The 19,569-nt window shown below is 48.6% G+C and carries 18 protein-coding genes and 4 tRNA genes; 7 read left to right on the top strand and 15 right to left on the bottom strand.

Annotation, left to right across the window (positions count from 1 at the left end):
* Positions 1–120: 120 nt before the first annotated feature.
* The 4 genes from ACN0TT_RS19685 to ACN0TT_RS19700 all read right to left on the bottom strand — a co-directional run bounded on the left by ACN0TT_RS19685 (position 121) and on the right by ACN0TT_RS19700 (position 3,401).
* Entirely contained in the window at positions 121–1,809 is a 1,689-nt protein-coding gene (locus ACN0TT_RS19685) for an NAD-dependent malic enzyme (RefSeq protein ID WP_417763828.1), read from the bottom strand.
* A 158-nt stretch (positions 1,810–1,967) separates the two neighbouring features.
* Positions 1,968–2,435: a DUF1456 family protein gene (locus tag ACN0TT_RS19690; protein WP_417763829.1), complete on the bottom strand. Its 468-nt coding sequence runs from the start codon at positions 2,433–2,435 to the stop codon at positions 1,968–1,970.
* Positions 2,436–2,480: 45 nt separating this feature from the next.
* Positions 2,481–2,978 (bottom strand): DUF4447 family protein, encoded by a 498-nt coding sequence (locus ACN0TT_RS19695; protein WP_417763830.1) that lies wholly within the window; start codon positions 2,976–2,978, stop codon positions 2,481–2,483.
* 18 nt (positions 2,979–2,996) lie between these two features.
* Positions 2,997–3,401, bottom strand: coding sequence for an SMI1/KNR4 family protein (locus tag ACN0TT_RS19700; RefSeq protein ID WP_417763831.1), 405 nt, complete (start codon positions 3,399–3,401; stop codon positions 2,997–2,999).
* Positions 3,402–3,938: 537 nt separating this feature from the next.
* Between ACN0TT_RS19700 and ACN0TT_RS19705 the strand changes: the two genes are divergently transcribed.
* Positions 3,939–4,640 (top strand): hypothetical protein, encoded by a 702-nt coding sequence (locus ACN0TT_RS19705; protein ID WP_417763832.1) that lies wholly within the window; start codon positions 3,939–3,941, stop codon positions 4,638–4,640.
* Positions 4,641–4,710: 70 nt separating this feature from the next.
* On the opposite strand, the gene ACN0TT_RS19710 is transcribed toward ACN0TT_RS19705, so the two are convergent.
* Positions 4,711–6,801 carry a M13 family metallopeptidase gene (locus ACN0TT_RS19710; protein WP_417763833.1) on the bottom strand — a complete coding sequence of 697 codons (2,091 nt, stop codon included), beginning with the start codon at positions 6,799–6,801 and terminating at the stop codon, positions 4,711–4,713.
* A gap of 225 nt (positions 6,802–7,026) precedes the next feature.
* Between ACN0TT_RS19710 and rsuA the strand changes: the two genes are divergently transcribed.
* Positions 7,027–7,719: a 16S rRNA pseudouridine(516) synthase RsuA gene (gene rsuA, locus ACN0TT_RS19715; RefSeq protein ID WP_417763834.1), complete on the top strand. Its 693-nt coding sequence runs from the start codon at positions 7,027–7,029 to the stop codon at positions 7,717–7,719.
* A 12-nt stretch (positions 7,720–7,731) separates the two neighbouring features.
* Here rsuA and ACN0TT_RS19720 read toward each other — a convergent pair whose 3' ends face one another.
* Genes ACN0TT_RS19720 through ACN0TT_RS19730 form a run of 3 tightly spaced genes read right to left on the bottom strand, consistent with a single transcriptional unit; the run spans position 7,732 to position 9,718 of the window.
* Positions 7,732–8,673 carry a DUF4097 family beta strand repeat-containing protein gene (locus ACN0TT_RS19720; RefSeq protein ID WP_417763835.1) on the bottom strand — a complete coding sequence of 314 codons (942 nt, stop codon included), beginning with the start codon at positions 8,671–8,673 and terminating at the stop codon, positions 7,732–7,734.
* Complete coding sequence (locus tag ACN0TT_RS19725; protein ID WP_417763836.1) at positions 8,670–9,173, bottom strand: hypothetical protein; 504 nt, start codon at positions 9,171–9,173, stop codon at positions 8,670–8,672. Before ACN0TT_RS19725 ends, ACN0TT_RS19720 begins: the two co-directional genes overlap by 4 nt.
* Complete coding sequence (locus ACN0TT_RS19730) at positions 9,170–9,718, bottom strand: RNA polymerase sigma factor (protein WP_417763837.1); 549 nt, start codon at positions 9,716–9,718, stop codon at positions 9,170–9,172. Before ACN0TT_RS19730 ends, ACN0TT_RS19725 begins: the two co-directional genes overlap by 4 nt.
* 219 nt (positions 9,719–9,937) lie before the next feature.
* Between ACN0TT_RS19730 and ACN0TT_RS19735 the strand changes: the two genes are divergently transcribed.
* On the top strand, positions 9,938–11,800 hold the full coding sequence (locus ACN0TT_RS19735) for a methyl-accepting chemotaxis protein (RefSeq protein ID WP_417763838.1): 1,863 nt from the start codon (positions 9,938–9,940) through the stop codon (positions 11,798–11,800).
* A gap of 153 nt (positions 11,801–11,953) precedes the next feature.
* On the opposite strand, the gene ACN0TT_RS19740 is transcribed toward ACN0TT_RS19735, so the two are convergent.
* From ACN0TT_RS19740 to ACN0TT_RS19760, 5 genes are all read right to left on the bottom strand, one after another.
* Positions 11,954–12,040 (bottom strand) — tRNA-Leu (locus tag ACN0TT_RS19740).
* 32 nt (positions 12,041–12,072) lie between these two features.
* Positions 12,073–12,159: transfer RNA gene (locus tag ACN0TT_RS19745), tRNA-Leu, on the bottom strand.
* A 32-nt stretch (positions 12,160–12,191) separates the two neighbouring features.
* Positions 12,192–12,278, bottom strand: a tRNA-Leu gene (locus tag ACN0TT_RS19750).
* A 47-nt stretch (positions 12,279–12,325) separates the two neighbouring features.
* Positions 12,326–12,401: transfer RNA gene (locus tag ACN0TT_RS19755), tRNA-Phe, on the bottom strand.
* 243 nt (positions 12,402–12,644) lie between these two features.
* Entirely contained in the window at positions 12,645–13,406 is a 762-nt protein-coding gene (locus tag ACN0TT_RS19760) for an outer membrane protein assembly factor BamD (protein ID WP_417763839.1), read from the bottom strand.
* Positions 13,407–13,534: 128 nt separating this feature from the next.
* On the opposite strand from ACN0TT_RS19760, the gene rluD reads away from it, so the two are divergent.
* From rluD to clpB, 3 genes are all read left to right on the top strand, one after another.
* Positions 13,535–14,512 (top strand): 23S rRNA pseudouridine(1911/1915/1917) synthase RluD, encoded by a 978-nt coding sequence (rluD, locus tag ACN0TT_RS19765; protein ID WP_417763840.1) that lies wholly within the window; start codon positions 13,535–13,537, stop codon positions 14,510–14,512.
* Entirely contained in the window at positions 14,509–15,234 is a 726-nt protein-coding gene (gene pgeF, locus ACN0TT_RS19770) for a peptidoglycan editing factor PgeF (protein WP_417763841.1), read from the top strand. Before rluD ends, pgeF begins: the two co-directional genes overlap by 4 nt.
* 138 nt (positions 15,235–15,372) lie before the next feature.
* Entirely contained in the window at positions 15,373–17,946 is a 2,574-nt protein-coding gene (gene clpB / locus ACN0TT_RS19775; RefSeq protein ID WP_417763842.1) for an ATP-dependent chaperone ClpB, read from the top strand.
* A gap of 53 nt (positions 17,947–17,999) precedes the next feature.
* Here clpB and ACN0TT_RS19780 read toward each other — a convergent pair whose 3' ends face one another.
* On the bottom strand, positions 18,000–18,446 hold the full coding sequence (locus ACN0TT_RS19780; protein WP_417763843.1) for a DUF4124 domain-containing protein: 447 nt from the start codon (positions 18,444–18,446) through the stop codon (positions 18,000–18,002).
* A 90-nt stretch (positions 18,447–18,536) separates the two neighbouring features.
* Here ACN0TT_RS19780 and pssA point away from each other — a divergent pair, with 90 nt between their 5' ends.
* Entirely contained in the window at positions 18,537–19,343 is an 807-nt protein-coding gene (gene pssA / locus ACN0TT_RS19785) for a CDP-diacylglycerol--serine O-phosphatidyltransferase (protein WP_417763844.1), read from the top strand.
* Here pssA and ACN0TT_RS19790 read toward each other — a convergent pair.
* On the bottom strand, positions 19,344–19,569 hold a 226-nt coding region (locus tag ACN0TT_RS19790; RefSeq protein WP_417763845.1), incomplete at its 5' end, for a hypothetical protein.

Below are 19,569 nucleotides of genomic sequence, written 5' to 3' on the forward strand. Positions count from 1 at the left end.
AAGAAGAGCGTTTCCCATAACAAGCCTAATAAAACAAACCCCGGCTAAAAAACCGGGGTTTGTCATTAATCTGAAACGGATGCCATTGGCATCCGTTGTTGTTTCGATAACTCACCGTGGTTAGAACGACGTACGGCGGTAACGGCGATACTCTGGTCGCCAGAAGTTATCTTCAATGGCTTGTAGCAGCTGTTCATCAGTGGTTGGCAGGGCATAACCTTGCTCAATCGCCACTTTACCGACGGCAAAAGCGATGTGTTTACTCACGGCATGGATATCTTCCAAGCGTGGCAACAGTGAGCCTTCACCGTTTTGGGCCAGCGGCGAGCATTCTGCCAAGGCACGGCTAGACGCCATCAGCATCTCATCCGACACGCGACTTGCCCCCGTGGCTAATACGCCTAAGCCGATACCTGGGAAGATATAGCTGTTGTTACATTGGGCTATCTCGTAGGTTTGTCCATCGACCGTGACCGGTTCAAATGGACTACCGGTAGCCACCAATGCTTGAGCGCTGGTCCAGTACAGAATATCCTTCGGCGTTGCTTCAACACGGCTGGTTGGGTTCGACAATGGGAACACAATTGGGCGTTCACAGTGTTGATGCATCGCTTTGATGATCTCTTCGGTAAACAGTCCAGGTGCACCAGATACGCCGATCAAAATGGTCGGTTTGGCGTTATTGACGACATCTAACAGCGAGATGTTGTCGCAGAAATTGCTCCAGTGTTCGATATGTTCGCGTTTTTGCGCCAACACACTTTGGAAGTTGTGCAGGTTAGGCATGTTGTCTTGCAACAAGCCCCAACGGTCAACCATGAACACTTGTTGGCGCGCTTGTTCGTCACTAACGCCTTCAGATACCATTTGCGCAATAATCGCTTCGGCGATACCACAACCCGCGCTACCCGCACCGAGAAAGGCGATGCGTTGCTCGCTAAGCTGGGTGTTCGCGGCTTTACAGGCGGCCAGCAGTGAGCCGACGGTAACAGCAGCAGTGCCTTGAATATCGTCGTTAAAGCAGCAGTATTTGTCCTTATAACGTTGCAGTAACGGCATCGCGTTTTTCTGAGCAAAGTCTTCAAATTGGATTAAGGCATCTGGCCAACGGCGATGGATAGCTTCCAATACTGAATCAACAAAGTCAGCGTATTCTTCACCGCCAATGCGGCTATGGCGCCAACCCATGTACATTGGGTCTTCCAGCAGATGCGGGTTATCAGTGCCCACGTCTAAAGTAATTGGCAATGTGTAAGCTGGGCTGATGCCACCACAACTGGTGTACAGCGACAGTTTACCGATAGGTATCCCCATGCCGCCGATACCTTGGTCGCCGAGCCCCAAAATTCGCTCACCATCGGTAATGACGATCACTTTTACTTTATGGCGTGTCGAGTTGTTGAGGATATCGTCAATACGTTCCTTCGCCGGATAAGAGATAAACAATCCACGGTTACGGCGCCAGTTTTTCGAGAATCGTTCACACGCCAGCCCCACAGTTGGCGTGTAAATGATCGGCATCATCTCAGAAATGTTGTTTTGCACTAGGCGGTAGAAAAGGGTTTCGTTGGTATCTTGAATATTGCGAAGGTAGATATGCTTGTCGAGGTCATTATTGAAACTGCGGAATTGGTCGTAGGCTCTAGAAGCCTGCTCCTCAATGGTTTCAATATAGTAAGGCAGCAATCCTTCGAGGTTAAACGAGGTACGTTCTTCCTCGGTAAAGGCGCTGCCTTTGTTGATCAACGGTGCTTCTAAAAGTGCTGGACCCGCAAATGGCATATAGAGCGGGCGTTTGTTGTCGTCCATAGCGAACCTTTGTTAGATTTTTCAGTGGTTAGATTTCGTGATCTGGTACGCATTAGAGTAGCACGAAATGTGACCCTTGTAGCACTTATACTACTTTAGTGACTTTATTTTGTGTGAATAATAGTCACTTGTCAGGTTGGCTCGCTTGGACGCTATGGTTAAGATTTTCCGCGTAGCTTGAGTGACATACCTTTTAATAAGTTACGCATCACTTGATCACCGCAATAACGGTAGTTTTTCTGCTCTGGGTTACGGAAGAAAGCTGACAGTTCAGTTTTGCTCAAGCGGAAGCCTGCCAAAGTCAACATCTCAATAAAATCTTCCTCTTTCAGTTGCAGCGCGATACGCAGCTTTTTAAGGATCAGGTTGTTATTCAGATCATTGCTGGGTTGAGGGATCCCGGTCCCAGGTTTAAGGCCACGTTTTTCAATGATCAGCGCATCTAAAAATTGGCATAACGTGCGGCTGTCACATGGACGATAGTCTTGCTCGTCTTCTTTTTTCATGATCGACAGTAATAACTCCGGTTCCATCTCGCGATGCACACGAGCAAACATGCGGATCATTTGGCTGTCATGAATATTAAGGGCGTAGCGCAGACGGCGCAGGATGTCGTTATTGGTCATGTCGGTATTCTATTCAATGGCGGCGCCTAAGCGCCGCGGCAAAACTTACAGTTGGCTTGCAGCCCATTTGGCACGGCTTTCGCGGCTTTCACCTAAGCCAGCTTGTTCGCGGAAGGCTTTGTAGGAGTCAACATTCAGCGGTACTAACGCAATGTCAACTTCCAGCACCAATTTGCATTCTTTCTTAATGCGCCACGCCGCAGTGTTGTATAGCTCAGTCAGCGGCAGTGAACTCAAAAACTCAGGGTTATATTGCGTGTAGAGTGCTTGAGTTGGGTACACCACAAATGCTAAACGGCGCTTTGGCTCTTTCTTAAACTTGGCTTCGATAGAGTCACAAGTGTTGAGCACTTGCATCTCGATGATGTCATCAACTTCGAGCAGTTTCTTCTCTGCCAGTTCAGGAATAGCCAACTGGCCCAGTTCCCATTGTTGCAGCTCAGCCACAGAGCATTTTAGCAATTCGGCGGCTTGCTCTTCGCTTAGGCTCAATGATAAGCGCAGACATTGAAATTCAAATGGTGTCAGGGCGTAGTGCGCCATAGTGTTTACCTTATGTGATTAACTTGGAAGCCAGACTTCTTCGACCCACTGCCAGAACGATTCAAAGGCGTTGTCTTCATCTAGAAAGCCGTCTTGCCAAAAATAGACGATGCCTTCTTCATTGACGCAGTAAAAATCATCGCCGAGCTGGCAGATAGGCATTAAATGGCGTGGCAGACCAATCGACCAAGCGTAAGCCGTCACCTCTGGCAGATAGGTATGCGAGTATGGATCGGCCACAGTGACGGGCTCAATCGAACCGACAATGACGTCGCTGGCATACAGCAAGTACTCTTTCACTTCTGCGGGGATAGGCAGCAAGATCTGCTCTTCTGCTTCAACAATCTGCTCAAAACTCGGTAGCTCTAACGGCACCGGTACGGTTTCGCTCAGCTCTTGCAGCTGTTCTATCACTTCATGCATGGCTTTGGCCTCAATTGGCGGTTAAGGAGCGAGAGTATAACGGCTAAAACTAAAGGCACAAGGCTTGTGCGCTGTAGATGCTTTTTTCAACAGAATTTTAGTGTGATTTGGCGGAGGGCAACAGTATGTTCGAGCGGCGGGAGATTGCCGTTGCCGCCGCTTAGACCGGAGCAATACTGCCAGATTTAGGCAAGGCAGGTGATGTGCCGTGTAGTTATTCTCCACCAACAGCGCCTAACGCTGAATAAATTGCGCGCTGTCGCTGCCCGAAGGGTTCATTTAAACGCCTCCTGAACTTTGTTGCGCCCAGCTTGCTTAGTTGACTAAGCGTCGCAGGTCTCGCCTCGTTCATAACGCGTTTAATTTGAATAAAAATTAAATACTAAAGATAAACAGCCCCTAGATTTTTGTTGTTTTTAAAAGTTGGCCTGATTGTTGTATATGCATGTTTAACGTCAGTTTTCTGGCTTGCTCCACGGCAGAACCCCCGTGTTGAGCAGCGAGCCAGTCAAAAAAGAACAGCAACAAGAGGTGGCTATGTCGTACACTGTTTTCCGTTATGTCGCGGTGCTTTTGGTGGGTACTCTAATGTTTGGTTGTAACGAACAGGAAGTCAGCCAAGATAAGACTGAACACGGGCGTATGCTTGATGCCGCAATGCAAGCTCATCATCCCATCAATGGCGATACCAAGGTTGACGCAGTTAAGTTGACACCAAGTTGGTCATCCGAGCTGAACTTGCCAGAATTTCATCCGTTCAGATCTCATGAACACCGTGGTTTAAGCATCGCGAATGTGACCTTTGATTACGTTGCTCATGCGGTACAGCAGCTTTCGATGTTTACGCCGACCGATCGCATGTTGTCGCAGCAAGATGACTGGATGACAGACAGCATTGTTAATGAGTCAAACCAAGGGGATATTCTGCCGCAACGTAATACATTTTCTAGCAGCGCATGTTGGGACAATAGTTGCCGTGGTGAACACGTCGCGTACCAGCAACCAAGTCAATCATTTTGGCAACAGCGTATCGACAGCAGCGCTAAGATGGACTTGGCCAGCGAAGCAGTGAAGGATGAGAGCATCTTTGAGGGCTTATTACCAAAGAAAACCAAGAGCGAAAGTTCGTTCTTTGCGCCTGATACCTCATTTGATTGGCACTTCTCGCGTGACCAAATTGCCGGGATGATTGTGGTGTGTATGTCACTGTCATTACTAGCGTGGATTGTGTTGATCTAGTTGCAGCTTGCTGACATTGCTATTGATATGAAAAAGGCGCCGCGAGGGCGCCTTTTTTACGTGCGGAGAATTACCAGATTTTCACGCGTTTTTCGGGTTCAACATACATAGCATCGCCCGGTTTCACATCATATGTCTGATAGAATTCAGGCATATTTTCCAGTGAGCCAATGGCGCGGAACTGCGCTGGTGAATGTGGATCTGTCGCTACGCGGTTGCGCATTGCTTGCTCTTTAATTTTGGCACGCCAGATTTGCGTGAAGCCTAAGAAGAAGCGTTCGTCGCCGGTCAAACCATCGATAACCGGAGCTTCTTTGCCATGCAGTGACATTTTGTAAGCTTTGTAAGCAATAGTCACACCTGACAAGTCACCGATGTTTTCACCTAAGGTCAGCTCGCCGTTCACGTGCAGATCTGGGAATACATAGAAGTTGTTGTACTGTGCAACCAAGGCTTTAGTTTTTTCTTGGAACGCTTTCAGATCAGACTCCGTCCACCAGTCACGCATATTGCCGTCACCGTCGTACTTCGCCCCTTGGTCGTCAAAGCCGTGGCCCATTTCGTGGCCGATAACGGCGCCGATACCGCCGTAGTTCACTGCATCATCTGCCGCCATGTTAAAGAATGGTGGTTGCAGAATTGCGGCTGGGAAGACGATTTCGTTCATGGTTGGGTTGTAGTAAGCATTGACTGTTTGTGGCGTCATGTGCCATTCATCACGGTCAATTGGTGCGCCTAATTTAGCCAGTGATTTTTCATGCTCAACCATACCCGCGCGCATTTCGTTACCCACCAGATCATCGGCACTAATGGTCAGCTTGCTGTAGTCTTCCCACTTGTTCGGATAACCGATCTTCGGATTAAACTTCGCCAGTTTAGCTTTTGCTGCTTCTTTGGTCGCTGGAGTCATCCAGTCCAGACCATCAACGCTATTGCCGTATGCTTGAAGCAGGTTTTCTACCAGTTGCTCCATGCGTGACTTAGCTTCAGGGCTGAAGTGACGTTTCACATACACTTTACCGATGATTTCACCAAGCAGACCGCTGACTTTATCCACGCCACGCTTCCAACGTGGTTGCTGCTCTTCTTGGCCGTTCAAGGTGCGGGCGAAGAAGTCAAAGTTTTCGTCTTCAAAAGCGCTACCCAGATCGCTGGCGTAGTTGGTCAGTAGGTGCCAACGCAGGTAGGTTTTCCATGTAGCGATGTCGGTATCTTTCACCAGTTTACCGAGATCTGTCACAAAGCTAGGTTGGTTGATGATGATGTCAGTTGCTTTGCCTGCACCCAGTGCGTTCAGATACAGGTTCCAGTTAATTTCTGGTGCCAACTCTTTTAAGTTGCTGACTTCATATTTGTTGTAGGTTTTGGTGCTGTCGCGGCTGGCAACCACATCCCAGTGCGCTTTAGCAATAGCAGTTTCTAGCTGCATGATCGCTTCAGCGCTTTTACGTGGTTGTTCCCATCCTGCCAGTTTGAACATTTTGCGCATGTGTTCAACAAAGGCGGTACGGATGTTAACGAAGCGCTCAGCATCATTGAAGTAGTAGTCGCGCTCAGGCAGGCTCAAACCATATTGCCAAATCTGGCTAACGTAGCGGGTTGAGTCTTTTGAGTCGATGTCGACGAAGAAGGCAATTGGGGTACCGCCACCCACCGCTTGTTCAGCACCAAAGTAGGCTACAAGGTCATCGGTGTTGTTGATGGCATCAATTTTTGCCAGTGCTGGTGCCAGTGGAGTGATACCAAGTTTGTCTAACGTCGCGGTATCCATGTATGAGCGATACAGATCAGCCACTTTTTGCTCGTCAGAGCCGGATGGCAGATCTTGCTTGGCTGCCACTTCTTCGATGATCGCTTTGATATCGTTTTTCGCATTTTCACGCAGATCGTAGAACGCACCTACCGAGGTACGGTCTGCAGGGATTTCAGTACTTTTCAGCCAACCACCGTTAACGTAGCTATAAAAGTCATCCTGTGGACGCACGCTTTTATCAAAGTTGTTAAAGTCGATGCCAGAGCTCAGTGCTTGTTTCACCGCCGTAGCAGTGGGTGTTGTTTGGCTAGCTGGTGCAGCCGCACTGGCGACCTCGGCTTTGTCGCTACAGGCACTCAGGCCTGCGATCATGGAGGCACAAAGGCCGCCAATCAGTAACTTTTTCATATTGAGTCCTTGTTCGCTTTGCGCAAAGTTAGCTGGCAAAGTGCTTAGTTGACGGGATTGCAATGGCCAACGGTGGCGTTATTGCAGACTGAACATGTTAAGTGGCAGACCGTTTGCTCTCAAGTCATTAACATCGGCAAATATGTCACGAGTTGTAAGCAAGTTTGTTCCATGCTCTGCTTTAGCGGATAATAGCGCCTTTACTGCTGTGATTGAGAGTTGGAATTGAGGCTAGACAAATTTATCTGCGAGTCGACAGGCTTGACTCGTGCCCTTGCTAAACGGGTATTAAAGCAAGGCGAAGTGACAGTAGAGAGTGAGGTGGTGAAGGATGCTAGCATGAAGGTATCGCCCACGATGACAATCTGCCTAGAAGGCGAACCACTGAGTTTGATTGGTACGCGCTACATCATGATGCATAAACCGGTTGATACACTGTGTTCTAATGTTGATGAAGTCTATCCGAGCGTACTGACGTTATTGGATGAACCGTTGTTAGACCGCTTACACTTTGCCGGACGGTTAGATGCTGACACTACTGGGTTACTGCTGATTACCGATGACGGGCAATGGTCGCATAAAGTGACCTCGCCAAAGCGTGAGTGTGGTAAGCGTTATCGGGTTTGGTTAGCCGAGCCGCTGGTGGCCGATGCTGAGCAGCAACTGCAAGACGGTTTGGAGCTGCGTGGTGAGAGTGAACTGACGCGTCCAGCGCAGTTGCAGCGTATCAGCGAGACCGAAGTGTTACTGACCATCACTGAAGGTAAGTATCACCAAGTGAAACGGATGTTTGCCGCGTTGGGCAATAAAGTCATTGGTCTGCACCGTGAAGCCATTGGCGCGATTGAGTTAGATGCGGAACTTACTGAAGGTGAGTGGCGGTATTTAACCGACGCCGAGATTGCCAGCGTCGGTTAAGTGGTGATTCGCTTATTTCTTTAAGAGTTCGATGTCACCGCTAATGGTATTGATAGCGATATTAGCGGTGGCTGCGCCAGTTTGGAACGACAAGGTTTCGCTGCGGGTGTACTTCGCTTTAACTGGTTTATCGCTGCTAAGTTTATTCTCAATTTCCCCGCTTGGGCCGCCGTTGATGTCAAACTCGGCATCAGGCAGTTGGCTAAAGCTAAGTTTTATATCGCCACTGACACTATTGAGCTCGGCTTTTTTGGTGATAGTGTCGAGCGTTACTTTGGTATCGCCACTGACGGCGTTGAGTTCGAGTTGCTCCACACGTTGTAACTGTAGCTGTATTTTGCCAGAGACAATATCGGTATAGACTTCAGTTGCTTGGCTGTCGGCGTTCAAATCACCACTGACCAAGCTGTAGCGGGCGGTGCCACTACTTTGCTGATCTTTGATATCGCCCGATACGGTCTCTAATGCTAGCTTGCCACTCAGACCGGTAGCAGTGATATTGCCTGAAACTGTGCGCAAGCTAATGTCGCCACTGAGTTGGTTTAGACTCAATTCACCGCTAACGTTATTACCATCAATGTTGCCATCCAGGCCACTCAGTTGGTAATCAGTGGAAACCCCATTGAGTTTTAAGCTGATCTTTTTCGGCAACATAATCTTTAATGCTGAGCCATCGTTATTGTTGCCTGAGTATTGACGTGGCAGTTTGTCTTCAATAACGAATTTGCCGCCTTGTTGCTCAAACACCAAACCTTGGCTTTTCTCATCCAACGTGCCGGTAATGGACACTTCGTCTTTGTCCCAACTTTGAATGGTGACGTTGCCGCGTTGCACCTGCAGATCGACTTTTTCACCGGCGGCTAATGGCGCTTGTTTGTCTACCTTATCGGCGGCAACTGCGAGCGTACTGACACTAGTAGCAAGGGCAAAGATTAATGTAGATTGCCATTTCATATGCGGATTCCTTGTGTTGATTCATGGGCAGTAACAGGCAGTTGCTGTCCCTGCGTGAGTAATTCAATTTGACGTTTCTGGCTCCAAAGCCATAACTGCCATAACTGTTGGTTCTGTGGATCTTGCTGCAATGCTTGATAAATCTTGTTGGAGGCTTGCTGTAACTCATTTACCCCTTGATTAATCGGCGTGGTGAGGCTGGCTGGTTGCCAATGTGCCCACTGGCTTTTTTGTTCCAGTTGCACCAATTGTTGTTGATGCTGTTGCTGTAATTCCGCCAGCATTGTTAACAGTTCCGGGTTCAGCGTTTGCTGTGGTTGCCACAATGCGTAACTCAGTGCCCCCACTATCACAAGCACACTGGCCGCTAGCATCTGCCGTAACGGTAAAACTTTGCGCTGCGGCGACAGCCGTTGCTGGATTTGCGGCCATAAATCGCGCTCAGGAGCCATCGCATTGGGCACTTGCTCTAGTAACTGTTCTAATGAAGGCTTACTCATGACAACATCTCCTGCAGTAAGGCTTTGGCGCGGTGGTATTGGGCCTTGCTGGTGCCACTGGTGATCTGCATCAGTTGTGCGATCTCATCGTGGCTGTATCCTTCAATGGCAAATAACACAAACACTACGCGTGCGCGCTCTGGTAAGCGCAGTACATATTTATCTAATCGCATGCTATCTGGCTGTGGTGTCGATGGCTCTGCGAGACCCGCAGACTCGGTGCTGGCTTCTGGCAGAAAGCGTGCCCAAAAGCTACGGTGCTTTTTCAGCGTGGCGAGCGCTTGGTTTACCGACAAACTGTGCAGCCACGTAGCAAACTGGCTGTCTCCACGGAATTGCGCCAGCTTTTGCCAAGCTCTGACAAAGCAATCTTGTGTCATCTCTTCGGCCAGTGGCACTTGCCCAGCTAGGCGTAAACATAACGCATATACCTGTTGATGATGGCGGCGGTATAAGCATTCAAATGCTTGAGTATCTCCGTTACGCGCTTGGCTAATCCACAGCGCTTCTTCATCAATGGTGTTGGCCGTTGCTGTTAAGTTCACTGGCTTCCCTGTGAGGTGAGGGTGAATGACAATTGCTAATTAGATACACACAGTCATGCAAAAGGTTGGAACGGCACAATATTTTTTTCATCATCATGCTGGCGGTTGCCATATGAATAACATCAAGCTCCCCTATTCAGTGGCTTGAATTCGCAAAAGAACAGTAGCTCGACTATGGTTTTGTAAGACGTTTTGCTCTTTTAAGTTAGGACATTAGCAATGTTAATCCGCCATAAATTGATCTTTAGTGCTGTGGTGTCAATTGGTGCGTTAGTGGCAATGTTTATTCTCAAAGAATATTCCGCCATGGTGCAGTCAGAACTATCACACAGTTCAGCATTGGTGCAGCAAGTGGATAATCACGTGTTGCAGTTACGCAAGAATGAGAAGGATTTCTTTGCTCGACGCGACATGCAGTATGTCGATAAACATCGTGAAGTATACCAGTCCATTACCCCACTAATGCAGCAGTTGGTGGCGTTGTTCCAACGATACCAACTCCCAACGACAGAAGCTGATACGCTGAAGAATGAGTTAGAGCGCTACTATCGCCAGTTCACCGATGTGGCAGCGCTGCAGCAGCAAATCGGGCTTACCCCTAAGACAGGACTTTATGGTGAGCTGCGTGATGCCGTGCACCAAGTAGAAACACTTCTTGACCAGCATCGTAGTGACGCGTTGCTGGTGATGATGTTGCAACTGCGTCGTAATGAGAAAGACTTTATGCTGCGGCGCGATGCGAAGTATGTCGACACCTTCAACGGTAACTTTGACCGGTTTATGACGCAGCTAAACAACAGCGATTTGGATGCATCCGTCACCGCTGAGATCAGTCAGCTTATTCAGGCATACAAAAGTGCCTTTTTGAAACTGGTGGCGGCGGAAACGGCACTCGGGTTAGATGAAACCTCCGGCAAAATGGATGTGTTACGTCAGGTAATCGCGTCTACCGAGCAGTCGACAGAACAGCTGTTGCAGCAAGCCGAAGCGCGTATTGCGGATGAACAGCAAGCCACGTTTACATGGGGTTTGGTGTTGTTTGGCTTAATTACTGTGGTGGTGTTGTGGGGCACAGTCATTACCATTCTCAGTATTGTGCGCCCAGTAAACAGCATTACCAGTGCCATTGCACAAATTGAGCATAGTAAAAATCTAGCGTTGCGATGTGAGGTAAGCAGTAACGATGAACTCGGCGAAATCAGTCGCCACTTCAACAATATGGTGAGCAGTTTTCAGCAGCTCATCCAGCAGGTTTTAACCTCAGTTGAAACCATCAAAGATGCATGTAATCAACTATCGGAAAACTCACAAAAAACCTCTTCTGGCGTGACGCAGCAACTGACAGAAACAGACATGGTGGCTACCGCGATTACAGAAATGGGTTCGACTGTGGATGAGATTGCTCGTAATACCGAGCAAGCCGCCAGCCGCGCATCTTTGAGCCATCAAAATGCACTGCTCGGACAGCGGGGCGTGGAACAGAGTATCGAACAGATCCAAGCTTTGGCGGCACAGCTGAATAATTCAGCCACCATTGTGGGCGAATTGGAGCAAGACAGCCAAACCATTGGCAGCGTGCTAGAGGTGATCCGCGGCATTGCCGAGCAAACCAATCTACTGGCGCTGAATGCCGCGATTGAAGCAGCACGGGCTGGGGATTTAGGACGCGGCTTTGCCGTAGTGGCTGATGAAGTGCGTAATCTCGCCATGCGGACACAAGAATCTACCGAAGAGATTGCAGGGATTATTCAAACGCTACAAAACCGTACTGGCACCATAGTAAAGACCATGCGCCAAAGTCAACATCAAGGCACTGAGAGTGCCGAACAGTCGGCTAAAGCGGGCAGTCTACTGGGGGATATCACCGTCGATATTACCGAGATCATGGATATGAATACCCAAATTGCTGCAGCGGTTGAAGAGCAAAGTACGGTAGCTGCGGAGATCAATCGCAATGTGGTGGCGATACGCGATATTGCGGAGGCCTCGGCGCTGGCCGCCAATGATAACGCGGAAGCGTCTGAGCAAGTACGGCATCTGGCTAACGGTTTGTATCAGTCCGTGAGTCAGTTCAGAACTTAGTTGGTCATGATTTATCAGCAGCCTCGTATAGGCGGGGCTTGTGCTGGTTAAGCGCAGTGTTTTGGAAATGTGATGTTATGGTGTGAGCGCTGAAGATAAGCTATTAGTGGATTTTAGATACAAAAAAACCTCGTCAATACGAGGTTTCTAAGTTGGTACAGATGAGAAGACTTGAACTTCCACGCCCGTAAGGGCACCAGCACCTGAAGCTGGCGTGTCTACCAATTCCACCACACCTGCACTGCAAACTTAAAACTAACTCTACTGTGAATTGGTACAGGTGAGAAGACTTGAACTTCCACGCCCGTAAGGGCACCAGCACCTGAAGCTGGCGTGTCTACCAATTCCACCACACCTGCACAATAGAGTTTAGGGTCACACGTTATATAGTTGGTACAGGTGAGAAGACTTGAACTTCCACGCCCGTGAGGGCACCAGCACCTGAAGCTGGCGTGTCTACCAATTCCACCACACCTGCACTGTACTTAACTATATTTCGGTTTCCCGACACCTTCAAATTGAAAGTGGTGCCCGAACCCGGAATCGAACCAGGGACACGCGGATTTTCAATCCGCTGCTCTACCAACTGAGCTATTCGGGCGACGGCGTGCATTAAAAGGCTTTTGCGGTTTTGAGTCAACTCTTTTCTAAGAAATATTTAAAAACATCGCGAGTTTGAACAAGATTTGCCCGAAAAGGGCTAAAGCGGCGGTTTTACTGAGTTTTACGCCCAAAAAGCTGCTCACTTTATTGGCAAATATCGCCGTTTCAGACGTCTATTTCACTGAAATAAAAAGCCTCAGCGAACTGAGGCTTTAATCAACCAACTGCGGCTGGAATACGCTTAGCGTTGTGCCACCAATGCGTTGTTAGGGAAGTTGGTTTTCATCACTTCTAAAGCGTGTTGTTTTAGCGTGTTTTGTCCCAGCTCGTCATATGCTTGCACCATGATTTCCAACGCGCGCTCTACATAAGGAGTGTCGCTGAAAGTTTCTACAATGGTTTGTCCACGTACCGCAGCGGCACTCCATGCATCAATCTTGATATAGTATTCGGCCACTCTGACGGAATAACTGGCTAAACGGTCTTTCAAAAACTGCATGCGCATTCTGGCATCCGCCGCATATTTGCTGTTCGGATAGCTTTTTAGTAGGCGGTTGAAGTCTTTAAAGGCATCTTGTGCGTTTTGTGGATCGCGGTCGGTGCGATCGATGTTCAATAGCTCATGCAAAAAATAGCTGTCAGCCTGCATATTGACTAAGCCACGCATGTAAATTACGTAGTCAATATCTGGGTGAGTAGGGTTCAATTTCAAAAATTTGTCGATATTTGCTAACGCATCGGCAGTGCTATTTTGTTTGTAGTATGCGTAGATCAGATCCAGTTGCACTTGATCTTTATAAGCACCAAATGGAAAGCGAGAATCGAGTTGTTCTAGCGTTCTAGCGGCTTTAGAAAAGTTTCCGGTATCCATAGCAGCACGCGCATCACTGTATAAGACGTCTGCGGATTCTTTACCAGTAAAGCCGTCATCAGGATTACTGCTACAGGCTGTGATGGCCAATGAAAAAAAGGCGATGGCAGCGCCTTTGACAAATATATGCATACTTCTATTGATGTCTTTTTTGAAAGTTATAGTTAAGAAATTTGCCGTTTCACGATAAAATGGCACTTTTCCGTGTTTAACCAATTTAACACAATTCTTTATGACCCCAATAATTGGGGACGGTTCCTATGACGCAAGAGATTAATCTAAAAAGCGAGATATCAGCAACCCAAACTGGCCAGAGATTAGATCAGGCCATTGCAGAATTGTTTGCTGATTATTCCCGAACCCGCTTAAAAGAGTGGATTTTAGCGGGCAATGTACGCATCGACGGCGAGGTGGTGACACGTCCGCGAGAAAAGGTGTTTGAAGCGCAGATCATTGAAATTGATGCGCAGATTGAAGAAGAAACCGTGGCGGAAGCCCAAGCGATCGACCTCGATATTGTTTATGAAGATGACCATATTTTGGTGATCAATAAGCAAGCGGGCTTGGTGGTGCACCCCGGTGCCGGTAACCATGATGGTACTTTGATGAACGCCTTGCTGCACCATTGTCCAAATATTGAACATGTGCCGCGCGCGGGGATTGTACACCGTCTCGACAAAGACACTACCGGTTTGATGGTGGTGGCGAAAACTGTTGAAGCGCAAACGCATCTCGTTGCTGCACTGCAAGCGCGTGATATCACCCGTGAGTACGAAGCCATCGTTATGGGCACCATGACGGCTGGCGGTACGGTAGATGAACCTATTGGTCGTCATCCAACCAAACGTACGCTGATGGCAGTGCATCATGCTGGTCGTCCATCGGTGACGCATTATCGTGTGGCTGAAAAATTCCGTGCTCATACGCGTCTGCGTTTACGCTTGGAAACTGGTCGTACGCACCAGATCCGTGTGCATATGGCGCATATCGGCCATGTGCTGGTAGGAGACCCAGTGTATGGTGGTCGACCAAAACCACCAAAGGCGGCGAGTGCGGAATTTATTGAAGTGCTTAAAGGCTTTAAACGCCAAGCGCTGCACGCGGTGCGTTTGGCGTTAGTGCATCCAATCGATCTCGAATTGATGAGCTGGACGGCACCAATTCCAGCTGACATGGTGGAATTGACTAAAGCGCTGCGCAAAGACACCGAAGAGCACCCAGAGGATATGTTGTATTGATCCCCGCAGACTGGTGCATTCCTCAAGGGGTAAATATCGCCTTTACTGATCGCCATGGCGGCATCAGTAAAGCGCCTTATGACAGCCTGAATTTAGGCGACCACGTAGGGGATTCACCTTTTGCTGTGCAGCAAAATCGGCAGTTATTGGCACAACAATTGGCGTTGCCGGCGGAGCCGCAGTGGCTAACGCAGGTACATGGCATTGATGTAGTTGATGTTGATGTGGATACCCGGCGCCACGCCGATGGCAGTTTTACGCAGCAAGCTAAGCAGGTGTTAGCTATCATGACTGCCGATTGTCTGCCAGTATTGTTGTGTGATGCGAGCGGCAAACAACTGGCGGCTCTGCACGCTGGCTGGCGTGGCTTATGTCATGGCGTGTTAGAGGCGGGTGTTGCTAAATTTACAGCGGGAAGTGAGTTATACGCATACCTTGGCCCAGCGATAGGGCCTAACGCCTTTGAAGTCGGTGCCGAAGTGCGCGATGCATTTATCAACAACGCGCCTGCGGCGCAAAACTGTTTTGTCGCGGTGGCGGGAACTAGCGGCGCGAAATATTTAGCTAACTTAGTTGCTCTAGCTAAGCTGCGATTGCAAGCGGCTGGTGTGCAACATATCTACGCGCTAGAACATTGCACTTTTACGTTGGCAACAGCGTACTTTTCCTACCGTCGTGAATCTACCACAGGCCGAATGGCCTCACTCATTTGGCGTGACTGAGTCGCGGTTGGCTTATTGACGCGACCAAGTTAGCGTTTTCGGTAAAATTCTTCGCCAACTAACTTGAATTAGTGCCGATTATCCCCACATTTAAGCTAACCAAGTTATTCCTCTCTTTTGAGATTGTTAGGAGGGTATATGCGACTCGATCGTATGACCAATAAATTCCAAATTGCTATCTCAGATGCACAGTCACTGGCGCTAGGACGCGATCATCAGTTCATAGAACCTGTTCATTTGATGATGGCTTTGTTAAACCAAGATTCTGGCTCGATCCACCCGTTGCTCACGCAAGCAGGGATCCAAGTCAGTACCTTGCGTTCACTACTGACCCAAGAGCTAGAGCGCCTACCACAAGTAGATGGCTCCGGTGGCGATGTACAGCTGTCACAAGCGTTGATCCGCTTGCTGAACCTGTGCGACAAGTTAGCGCAAAAACGTAATGATAAATTTATCTCCAGCGAGCTTTTTGTATTGGCTGCGTTGGAAGGTGGCGACATTTTAGCTAAATGCTTGAAACAAGCAGGTGCCACCAAAGAGCTGATGGAAAAAACCATCGAGCAGATCCGTGGTGGTCAGAAGGTGGATGACCCCAATGCGGAAGATCAGCGCCAAGCCTTGAAAAAGTACACCATTGATCTGACTGAACGGGCGGAGCAAGGCAAGCTTGATCCGGTAATTGGCCGTGACGATGAAATCCGTCGTACCATTCAAGTGCTGCAACGCCGTAGCAAAAACAACCCCGTGTTGATTGGTGAGCCCGGCGTGGGTAAAACCGCTATTGTGGAAGGGCTGGCACAGCGTATAGTGAATGGCGAAGTACCAGAAGGCATTAAAAACAAACGCGTGCTGTCGTTAGACATGGGCTCCTTGGTTGCTGGTGCTAAATACCGTGGTGAATTTGAAGAGCGTTTAAAAGCGGTACTGAATGAGTTGGCGCAAGAAGAAGGCCAAGTCATTCTGTTTATCGACGAGCTGCATACCATGGTCGGCGCCGGTAAATCAGAAGGCTCAATGGATGCGGGCAACATGCTCAAACCTGCATTGGCTCGTGGTGAGTTGCACTGCGTCGGCGCCACTACCTTGGATGAATATCGCCAATACATTGAAAAAGATGCCGCTTTGGAACGTCGTTTCCAAAAAGTGCTGGTGGATGAACCGAATGTGGAAGACACCATCGCCATTCTGCGTGGTTTAAAAGAACGTTATGAGCTACATCATCACGTTGAGATTACTGATCCGGCAATTGTAGCCGCAGCGACTATGTCGCATCGCTACATCTCTGATCGTAAGTTGCCAGATAAGGCCATCGACTTAATTGATGAAGCGGCATCGAGTATCCGTTTGCAAATCGACTCCAAGCCCGAACCATTGGATAAGCTAGAACGTCGTGCTATCCAGCTGAAGTTGGAAGAGCAAGCGCTAGTTAAAGAAAATGACGAAGCTAGCCGTAAACGCCTTGATCATCTGCGTACCGAGTTAGATGAGGTTGAACGCAAAGCGGCTGAACTTAACGAAATTTGGTTTACCGAAAAAGCCGCCTTGGCAGGCACCCAACATATTAAAGCGGAACTTGAACAGGCCCGCTTGGATTTGGAAGTGGCTCGCCGAGCGAGCGATCTCACGCGGATGTCTGAACTGCAATATGGCCGCATTCCCGAGCTGGAAAAACAACTCGACTTGGCGGCGCAAGCGGAAATGCAGGATATGCAATTACTGCGTAACAAGGTCACCGACGTAGAGATTGCTGAAGTGCTATCCAAAGCAACCGGTATTCCTGTATCGAAAATGCTTGAAGGTGAACGTGAAAAATTGCTGCACATGGAAGATGCGCTGCATGAACGTGTTATCGGCCAAAATGAAGCCGTTGATGCGGTAGCGAATGCGATTCGTCGTAGTCGTGCTGGGTTGGCTGATCCTAACCGTCCAATTGGTTCGTTCCTATTCTTAGGCCCAACTGGGGTTGGTAAAACCGAACTGTGTAAATCGCTGGCGAAGTTCCTATTCGACACTGAAAGCGCTATGGTGCGTATCGACATGTCGGAATTTATGGAGAAACACTCGGTATCCCGCTTGGTAGGAGCACCTCCAGGATATGTAGGGTATGAAGAGGGCGGTTATCTAACGGAAGCGGTGCGTCGTCGTCCATATTCAGTGATTTTGCTCGATGAAGTGGAAAAAGCGCACCCAGACGTATTCAACATTCTATTACAGGTGTTGGATGATGGCCGCTTAACTGACGGGCAAGGGCGTACGGTTGATTTCCGCAACGCGGTGGTAATCATGACGTCGAACTTAGGTTCAGATGTGATCCAAGAGAACTTTGCTACTGCATCTTATGCGGAAATGAAGCAACAAGTGCTGAATGTGGTGCAGATGCACTTCCGTCCAGAGTTCTTGAACCGTATTGATGAAACCGTGGTATTCCATCCGCTGGAAGCTGAGCAGATCAAAAACATCGCCGCTATTCAGATTGAAATCCTGCGCCAACGTTTGGCAGACAGAGAGTATCAACTGGAGATGAGCGATGCCGCTCTGGCCTATATTGCTAAAGCAGGTTTTGATCCAGTGTATGGGGCGCGTCCATTGAAACGTGCATTGCAGCAAGAGGTAGAAAACCCATTAGCGCAACGATTACTGCAAGGTCAGTTGCTACCTGGGCAAGCTATCCATGTTGATGTGGACGATAATGGACTAAGCTTTCGTCAGTAGTCATTAAAATCAAAAAAGGAGCGCTCGGCGCTCCTTTTTGACTTTTAAGGCGATTAAGCTTTGCCACAGAATAGTTTGATACGCTGTTGTTGAGTGGCAATTTGTTGCTGGCGTTCCTCTTCTGACATTTCGATGATTTCGCCAGTGGTTTCATCTTGGCGTTGTAAGCGCCTATGAGTATTGAGCACATCAAGTTGGAACTTTGCTTGCTCGCAAATGGACTTGGCTTGTTCGGCGTTACGGGCGCTGATGTCCTCCACACTAGGATTCGCTGCCGTTGGCTGCGGTGCTTCCGGCACGCTAGGGGCGACCGAACCTAATTTTTGCGGTTCTAATTTGGCACTGTCCAATTGTTCTGTGGTCTGATTTTCAGTTGGAGGCGGGTCTTGGCTAAAATGGGTCACACCATTTTTGTCGACCCACTTATATATAGTGGCGGCATTAACCAATGGCAGTGACATTGCTGTGAGCATGAGTAACAACAGGCTGTTCTTCAACATGTTCAATTCCGTCTCGTAATTGTGCCCAGCGAAAGATGGACTGTGTTATCTTTGACCAGTGCATCGTTATAACATGTAATGGATAAGTGTATGCAAAATTCTTCTTTACCAACAGTTAAAAGCAAAGGGATCTACCTTTTACCTAATCTACTCACCACCGCTGGGCTGTTCTCTGGTTTCTACGCGGTTATCGCCTCAATGAATGGGCGGTTTGAAGCCGCAGCCATTGCCATCTTTGTTGCCATGATATTCGATGGCCTTGATGGGCGTATGGCTCGCCTAACCAATACTCAAAGTGCCTTTGGTGCTGAATACGATTCTATGGCCGACATGGTGTCGTTCGGGATGGCGCCAGCGTTGATTGCCTATAACTGGGGGCTACATGATATCGGCAAGATAGGTTGGCTCGCTGCCTTTATCTATTGTGCTGGCGCCGCATTGCGTCTTGCTCGCTTTAACACTCAGATTGGTATTGCCGACAAACGTTATTTTCAAGGGCTAGCAAGTCCAGCGGCTGCCGCGATAGTGGCGGGCAGTGTCTGGGTTGGCCAAGACTATGGAATTGCAGGTAAAGATGTGTCGTGGTTATTTGCACTGATCACTGCCGTCACAGGCTTATTGATGGTGAGCAACTTCCGCTATGCCTCTTTCAAAGAGATTGACTGGCGCGGTCGAGTTAACTTCATCGTTATGTTGATTGTAGTCGCGGTATTTGTGGTGGTATCGGTTGACCCCGCACTTATCCTTTGTTGCTTATTCTATATCTATGCCTGCTCAGGACCGGTGATGACCTTTAGACACGTCGATAAATTGAAGGTATCTGACGTAATCGGCGATACCGAGTTAGATGATGAGCCACAAACGACTCAAGTTAACAGCGAATCTAGGGATAAGTGACTATAATGATGTTTCGCTGCTGTAGTATTTGAGGTGATGGCGTAGCAAGGTTGTGTGGCTGCGGTGGGATATTGGTATCCAAAATGTTGATTCGTTTAAATCTTGTGCTGTTGTGTAGTTATTTGCGATTTTATGCTTGCGCAGTTTTCTGATGTCCCTATAATGCGCACCCACTGACACGGCAAAGCGCGAAAGCAAAGGTCGTAGAGGTGGTGATGAGGTGACT

The sequence above is a fragment of the Shewanella sp. genome (genome assembly GCF_048265805.1).
Taxonomy (GTDB): domain Bacteria; phylum Pseudomonadota; class Gammaproteobacteria; order Enterobacterales; family Shewanellaceae; genus Shewanella.

Excerpts from the sequence above, each read along its gene's own strand:
- ACN0TT_RS19735 (WP_417763838.1), top strand. The coding sequence starts at position 9,938 with ATGTTAATCCGCCATAAATTGATCTTTAGTGCTGTGGTGTCAATTGGT.
- ACN0TT_RS19725 (WP_417763836.1), bottom strand. The coding sequence starts at position 9,173 with ATGAGTAAGCCTTCATTAGAACAGTTACTAGAGCAAGTGCCCAATGCG.
- ACN0TT_RS19690 (WP_417763829.1), bottom strand. The coding sequence starts at position 2,435 with ATGACCAATAACGACATCCTGCGCCGTCTGCGCTACGCCCTTAATATT.
- ACN0TT_RS19710 (WP_417763833.1), bottom strand. The coding sequence starts at position 6,801 with ATGAAAAAGTTACTGATTGGCGGCCTTTGTGCCTCCATGATCGCAGGC.
- rluD (WP_417763840.1), top strand. The coding sequence starts at position 13,535 with ATGACGCAAGAGATTAATCTAAAAAGCGAGATATCAGCAACCCAAACT.
- ACN0TT_RS19695 (WP_417763830.1), bottom strand. The coding sequence starts at position 2,978 with ATGGCGCACTACGCCCTGACACCATTTGAATTTCAATGTCTGCGCTTA.
- clpB (WP_417763842.1), top strand. The coding sequence starts at position 15,373 with ATGCGACTCGATCGTATGACCAATAAATTCCAAATTGCTATCTCAGAT.
- ACN0TT_RS19685 (WP_417763828.1), bottom strand. The coding sequence starts at position 1,809 with ATGGACGACAACAAACGCCCGCTCTATATGCCATTTGCGGGTCCAGCA.
- ACN0TT_RS19705 (WP_417763832.1), top strand. The coding sequence starts at position 3,939 with ATGTCGTACACTGTTTTCCGTTATGTCGCGGTGCTTTTGGTGGGTACT.
- ACN0TT_RS19720 (WP_417763835.1), bottom strand. The coding sequence starts at position 8,673 with ATGAAATGGCAATCTACATTAATCTTTGCCCTTGCTACTAGTGTCAGT.
- ACN0TT_RS19700 (WP_417763831.1), bottom strand. The coding sequence starts at position 3,401 with ATGCATGAAGTGATAGAACAGCTGCAAGAGCTGAGCGAAACCGTACCG.
- ACN0TT_RS19760 (WP_417763839.1), bottom strand. The coding sequence starts at position 13,406 with ATGCATATATTTGTCAAAGGCGCTGCCATCGCCTTTTTTTCATTGGCC.
- pssA (WP_417763844.1), top strand. The coding sequence starts at position 18,537 with ATGCAAAATTCTTCTTTACCAACAGTTAAAAGCAAAGGGATCTACCTT.
- ACN0TT_RS19780 (WP_417763843.1), bottom strand. The coding sequence starts at position 18,446 with ATGTTGAAGAACAGCCTGTTGTTACTCATGCTCACAGCAATGTCACTG.